This is a genomic window from Phyllobacterium sp. P5_D12 (assembly GCF_054049495.1).
Map to the genome: position 1 here is coordinate 1 of NZ_JBFUMG010000470.1, position 3493 is coordinate 3493.

The window sequence follows — 3493 nt, forward strand, 5'->3', positions numbered from 1 at the left end:
AAGAAACGCGGTCTCTATATCCATTTCCGTCGTATCTAGCAAGTGCGCGTCGGCAGCGGGCTTTAACGGCGAATCGGTGCGCCCCATATCGCGGGCATCGCGGCGCGTGAGATCCGCGAGAATCTCCTCATAATTGGCGCCGCCGCCATTGGACTTGATTTCATCATAGCGTCTTCTGGCGCGTGCCTCGGGCGACGCTGTGATGTAGAGCTTCACCGGCGCATCGGGGCAGACCACCGTACCGATATCGCGTCCGTCGAGTACAGCGCCGGGCGGGCGCTCGGCGAAACTGTGCTGCATGGCAACGAGTGCACGGCGCACAGCCGGCATGACCGCAACCTTTGATGCCGCCTCGCCGACAGCGTGGGCGGACAGTACTGCGCGATCAAGCTTCGTCAGATCGACGCTGCGTGCCGCCTTTTCAGCGAGAAATTCATCGTCCAGCGGCATGTTCTGATCCATCAAAACCTTGGCGACGGCGCGATAGGTTAGGCCAGTGTCCAGGTGATGAAAACCGTAAGCCTCTGCAATCCTGCGGGCGAGCGTTCCCTTGCCGGAAGCCGCGGGACCATCGATCGCGACCGTAAAATGCGTCTGCGGTGTTGGCAGATCCTTCTCATCCTTGTCGAACAGCCATTGTCCGAGCGCAAAGAGGAGGTACGCCGCAGCCAACACGAGGGTGATGATAGGCGTTATCCCGATTGTGACGAAGGCAAAGCCACCGAGCGTCGTCAACATGGATTCCAGCCAGTCGGGCATGGAAGTTGCAAAATTCTGCAGCAGCGCGTCGATGCTGAAGATCAACACGAACTGGAAGACGAACAGCCAGAACAGCAGCGCAAACAGGCCAAAGCGAACTCGCAGACCGAACCGTTCGATCACATGGGGGATGGCAACGACGGTAAATGACGTCAGCAGGAAAAACATCAGATGATCCTTCTCTTGCCCATGAAATAACCAATACCGTATCCGGCGATCGATCCAAGTGCCGGTGGTAGCAGCAGAAACTGGAATGGTACCCACTCGCTCGTATTCGCCGCCTCCGCAGCGGCCGAGACATTCCACGCATAGAGGAAGATGACCGTCAAAGGAAGAAGGACGCGAAATATCGTGCTGGTTATACCCGGCCATGGTGCGGGCGCCGTGCTCGCGACCGTGCCGCTATAGGCGCTTCGTCCCGCCCAGACAAGGAAGGGCACGCTGGACATGGCATACAGGAAATATACGGGGAGACGCGATATGAGCTCGGTCATCGCTGATTTTCTTGCTCGTTTTCAGATTTCGAGTTCGGAAATCTCCGCACCCATTCCCGTCATCATGTCCATGAATTCCGGAAAGCTGGTAACGATCATGGTCGAATCGTCGATTGTGACGGGCTTTTCGGCGGCGAGGCCGAGGACGAGAAAGCTCATTGCGATGCGATGGTCGAGATGGGTTTCGACACTGCCGCCGCCAAGCCCCTTGCCATCCGGGCGGCCACGAACGGTCAAAGTGTCATGACCCTCGGTGCAGTCGGCGCCATTAGCCTTGAGCCCGTTGGCAACAGCCGAAAGCCGATCGGATTCCTTGACGCGCAGCTCTTCGAGCCCGTTCATCACCGTCTCGCCAGTGGCAAAGCAGGCCGCGACTGCAAGGACGGGATATTCGTCAATCATCGATGGCGCGCGGCTCGCAGGCACATGGACGCCCTTAAGTTCGGAGGCGCGAACGCGCAAATCCGCGACATCCTCGCCGCCGGCCAGGCGCGCATTGAGTATCTCTATGTCAGCGCCCATCTCCTGCAGCGTCAGGATAAGCCCGGTGCGCGTCGGGTTCATCAACACATTGCGAATGGTGATATCTGAGCCAGGCACGATGATGGCCGCAACCAGCGGAAAAGCCGTGGACGACGGATCACCCGGTACGTCGATGGTCTGGCCGGTCAGCTTGCCCTGACCCTCGATGCGGATATGGCGCACATTATCCCTGTCGGCCTCTACGGAAAGGTTGGCGCCGAATCCTTGCAGCATCTTTTCCGTATGATCGCGCGTCATGACCGGTTCGACGACCGTTGTAATGCCCGGCGTGTTGAGCCCGGCAAGTAGCACGGCGGATTTCACCTGTGCTGAGGCCATTGGCACGCGGTAGGTGATCGGCGCTGCGACTTTCGGACCGCGTAGCGTCAGCGGCATACGGTCGCCTTCCGCGGCGGACACCTGGACTCCCATTTCGCGCAAGGGATTGAGCACGCGGCCCATCGGCCGCTTCGACAATGAAGCATCGCCCACGAAGGTGGTCTCTATGGCATATGTGCCAACCAACCCCATGGTCAGGCGCGCACCGGTGCCCGCATTACCGAAATCGAGCGGCGCTTCCGGCGCAAGCAGGCAGCCATTGCCGGTTCCCTGAATGACCCAGACATCGCCTTCCTTGGCGATTTTCGCGCCCATCGCCTGCATGGCGCGGCCCGTATTGATGACGTCCTCGCCTTCGAGCAGGCCGGTGATGCGTGTTTCGCCGGAAGCGAGCCCGCCAAACATGAAGGAGCGGTGCGAAATCGATTTGTCGCCGGGAATACGGATATCGCCGGAGAGAGCTTGTGAGCGGCGGGCAGTGGCGGGTTTTGGCGGCGCGGAATGGGACATGGGGAGGATCAATCGCGATAAAAGAAGGTCATTGGGATGCGGGCATCCTACTAACACAGCTTGCCAGTACGGTCATCTTGCAAATTCAATGATTGACACAAGCTTTTTTCGCTTTGACAAATGCGTCGAATTGCGTTTATGGACCGCAAATTCATTTTTGATGAGTATCGGCATGAACGGTTGGGGCCAATAGGGTCCTGATACCAGCCGGTCGCAGGCGAGCGCAGCAAGACGAGGCAAAACGTGGCGAATCCAAAACTTGGCACCAAGCGAGTTGACCCGGAGACCGGGCAGAAATTTTACGATCTGAATCGCGATCCGATCGTTTCGCCCTATACGGGCAAGAGCTATCCGCTCAGCTATTTCGATTCCACCGCTTCGTCCGCGCGCGAAGAAGAGGAAGAGGTCGAGACGGAAGAACTCGACGTTGCTCTCGAGAAGCCGGAATTCGTTGCGCTTGAAGAAGCAGACGCCGAGGGCGACGACGTTCCGGATATCGGTGATGACGATGTCGAGGTCGAGGATGCCGACGATGACGACACGTTCCTCGCGACCGACGAAGAAGATGAGGATGACGATGTCACCGATATTCTTGGTGGCGGCATCGGCGACGACGACGAGAATTGATTTTGATTATCCTGTTCACCGAAAATATCCGGTGAACAGGACTTGATCTTCCGGACGGCGGGCGATAAGTACCGCCATCTTTGCGAAAGCAAGAGGCAAGGCTCCAGACCTTGCTCGACAGTTTACCGGATCATCCGGTGGCCTAAACGGCCATTTTGAATGGGGCCATAGCTCAGCTGGGAGAGCGCYTGCATGGCATGCARGAGGTCRGCGGTTCGATCCCGCTTGGATCCACCATAACC

Annotated in this window: 4 protein-coding genes and 1 tRNA gene; 2 read left to right on the top strand and 3 right to left on the bottom strand. The window is 58.2% G+C overall.

The window, feature by feature from the left end; all coding sequences use genetic code 11:
* The 3 genes from cmk to aroA all read right to left on the bottom strand — a co-directional run.
* Nucleotides 1–609, bottom strand: a 609-nt coding sequence (gene cmk, locus ACXJ5O_RS21945; protein WP_457301744.1) for a (d)CMP kinase, incomplete at its 3' end; no start/stop codon positions are given.
* Nucleotides 610–926: 317 nt separating this feature from the next.
* Nucleotides 927–1253 carry a hypothetical protein gene (locus ACXJ5O_RS21950; protein WP_457301742.1) on the bottom strand — a complete coding sequence of 109 codons (327 nt, stop codon included), beginning with the start codon at nucleotides 1251–1253 and terminating at the stop codon, nucleotides 927–929.
* Nucleotides 1254–1274: 21 nt separating this feature from the next.
* Entirely contained in the window at nucleotides 1275–2624 is a 1350-nt protein-coding gene (aroA, locus tag ACXJ5O_RS21955; RefSeq protein WP_457301743.1) for a 3-phosphoshikimate 1-carboxyvinyltransferase, read from the bottom strand.
* 243 nt (nucleotides 2625–2867) lie between these two features.
* Here aroA and ACXJ5O_RS21960 point away from each other — a divergent pair, with 243 nt between their 5' ends.
* Entirely contained in the window at nucleotides 2868–3251 is a 384-nt protein-coding gene (locus tag ACXJ5O_RS21960; RefSeq protein ID WP_114429811.1) for a TIGR02300 family protein, read from the top strand.
* A 161-nt stretch (nucleotides 3252–3412) separates the two neighbouring features.
* A tRNA-Ala gene (locus ACXJ5O_RS21965) sits at nucleotides 3413–3488 on the top strand.
* Nucleotides 3489–3493 lie beyond the last annotated feature (5 nt).

Coding starts and splice junctions, on each gene's coding strand:
- ACXJ5O_RS21950 (WP_457301742.1), bottom strand. CDS start 1,253: ATGACCGAGCTCATATCGCGTCTCCCCGTATATTTCCTGTATGCCATG.
- aroA (WP_457301743.1), bottom strand. CDS start 2,624: ATGTCCCATTCCGCGCCGCCAAAACCCGCCACTGCCCGCCGCTCACAA.